The organism is Mesorhizobium sp. M7A.F.Ca.CA.002.04.1.1 (genome assembly GCF_004022805.1).
Taxonomy (GTDB): domain Bacteria; phylum Pseudomonadota; class Alphaproteobacteria; order Rhizobiales; family Rhizobiaceae; genus Mesorhizobium; species Mesorhizobium ciceri.
The window spans coordinates 1-2,040 of the sequence record NZ_RZPL01000890.1 but is presented as its reverse complement, the minus strand read 5'-3'; the positions used below and the strand labels follow the sequence as shown (position 1 = coordinate 2,040).

Annotated in this window: 2 protein-coding genes and 1 pseudogene; 2 read left to right on the top strand and 1 reads right to left on the bottom strand. The window is 64.1% G+C overall.

Features of this window, described 5'->3' with window-relative positions; all coding sequences use genetic code 11:
* Nucleotides 1-777: GTP-binding protein (locus ENZ75_RS30025; RefSeq protein WP_128278555.1), on the top strand; the 777-nt coding region annotated here is incomplete at its 5' end.
* Nucleotides 778-809: 32 nt separating this feature from the next.
* Here the strand turns inward: ENZ75_RS30025 and ENZ75_RS30020 are convergent.
* The gene (locus tag ENZ75_RS30020; protein ID WP_013532847.1) at nucleotides 810-1,718 is read right to left on the bottom strand and encodes a LysR substrate-binding domain-containing protein; all 909 of its coding nucleotides are present in this window, start codon (nucleotides 1,716-1,718) and stop codon (nucleotides 810-812) included.
* Between the two features lie 119 nt (nucleotides 1,719-1,837).
* Between ENZ75_RS30020 and ENZ75_RS30015 the strand changes: the two are divergent.
* Nucleotides 1,838-2,040, top strand: a pseudogene (locus ENZ75_RS30015) (MFS transporter); the annotation flags it as partial.

Genomic DNA, 2,040 nt, shown 5'->3' with positions numbered 1-2,040 from the left:
ACGCTGATCAACGCGCTGATCGGCGAAGAGCGGCTGCTCACCGGACCGGAAGCCGGAATCACCCGTGATTCGATCTCGGTCGATTGGGATTGGCATGGCCGCCGCCTGAAGCTGTTCGATACGGCCGGCATGCGCCGCAAGGCCAGGATTCACGAAAAGCTCGAAGTGATGTCGGTGCAGGACGGCCTGCGCGCCATCCGCTTCGCCGAGATCGTCATCATCGTGCTCGACGCCACCATTCCCTTCGAGAAGCAGGATCTGCAGATCGCCGACCTGATCATCAGGGAAGGCCGGGCGCCGGTGATCGCCTTCAACAAATGGGACCTGATCGACCATCCCCAGGAGCTTCTGGCCGAACTGCGCGAGAAGACGGAACGGCTTCTTCCCCAGGCGCGCGGCCTGCAGGCCGTACCTGTCTCCGGCGAGACCGGGCGCGGCCTCGACAAGCTGATGGATGCCGTCATCAGGACCCACAAGGTATGGAACAGCCGCGTCTCGACTGGCAAGCTCAACCGCTGGCTGGAAGGCATCCTGGCACACCATCCGCCGCCTGCCGTGGCAGGGCGCCGGCTGAAGGTCAAATACGTCACCCAGGCCAAGACCCGGCCGCCGGGTTTCGTTGTCCAGTGCTCGCGGCCCGATGCGATGCCGCAATCCTATGTCCGCTATCTCTCCAACAGCCTGCGCGAAGCCTTCGATATGCCCGGCGTGCCGATCCGCATCGCGCTGCGCACGTCGGACAATCCGTTCGCCGGCAGGTCGAACAAGCGTAAATAAGCGGTCGGGCGCTGGATACCTGTTCCGGCTGTCTAAGCGACCTCCTTCAACCGCTCGTCCCGTGGCAGCGCCTGCAACGCCGCCTGCAGCAATATGTCGGCCAGCCGCGCTGCCACCGGATCCAGTTCAGCATCCTTCTGGTGCAGCACCAACGCCATTTTGGGCAATGCCGGCAGCCCGGCGATCTCCGGCGTCATCGCGCTGACGCTGGCCGGCAGGCCGATGTCGGTGCGGATTGTCAGCCCCAGCCCCGCCGCCACGGCTGCCCAGATGCCGCCAAGGCTCGGGCTGGAAAAGGCCATCCGCCACGACAGGCCGGCGCGGTCGAGCGTTTCGGTTGCCACCGTGCGCAGAAGGCATGGCGCTTCGAGCGCCACCAGCGGCAGCGGCTCACTGTTGCGCAGGCTGGTCTCGATACGCTTTGCCGGCCCGATCCAGCGCATCGGCACATCGGCGACATGCTGGCTGTAGGGCAGCGTTTCGCCGCAGTGCCAGGCGAGCGCGATATCGAGGCTGCCTGACAGGACCCTTTCGGCAAGGTCGTGGCTGCGTGCGATCCTGGCTTCGATCTTCACCTTGGGGTGCGCCCGGGCAAATCGGCCGAGCACGTCCGGCAGCACCGCCTCGCCGAAATCTTCCTGCAAGCCGAGCCGTACCCAGCCTTCCAGCTCGACACCGTGGATGGCGGATGCCGCCTCGTCATTCAATTCGATCAGCCTGCGCGCATAGCCGAGCATGGTCTCGCCTGCCTCGGTCAAAGCGAGGCCGCGTCCTGATTTGCGGAAGATCGGCGTCGCCGCCTGTTCTTCCAGTTTCTTCAATTGCGCGCTGACCGCCGACGTCGACCGGCCAAGCCGGTCAGCGGCCTTGGCAAAGCTACCCAGCTCCATGCCGGTGACGAAACTGCGCAGGACGTCGAGGTCGAATGTCACGCGTCGCATGTTGGAAGTCCCGATTTTCAGGATTGTAAGTTCAAAACTTCCTGATTTTCAGGACGAAATTATGGCGGTAGGGACAGATCGTCAAGGCCGGACCGCTGGCCAGCACGGGAAATGAAGTCATGTCCGCCATTGTCAATTGCACCGACCGGCAGCCGTCGGAACTTCTGGAAGATACCGGTTCCACCGGGAGGGTGTTCACGCCGGGCCATCGCTGGAAAGTCCTGGGCATCGGCGTTGCCGCCAATGCCGCCTTCTCGGCTACGTTCTCCGGCATCCCGGCGACGGCGGTCGTTCTTCGCCAGGGCTATCACCTAGGCAATGC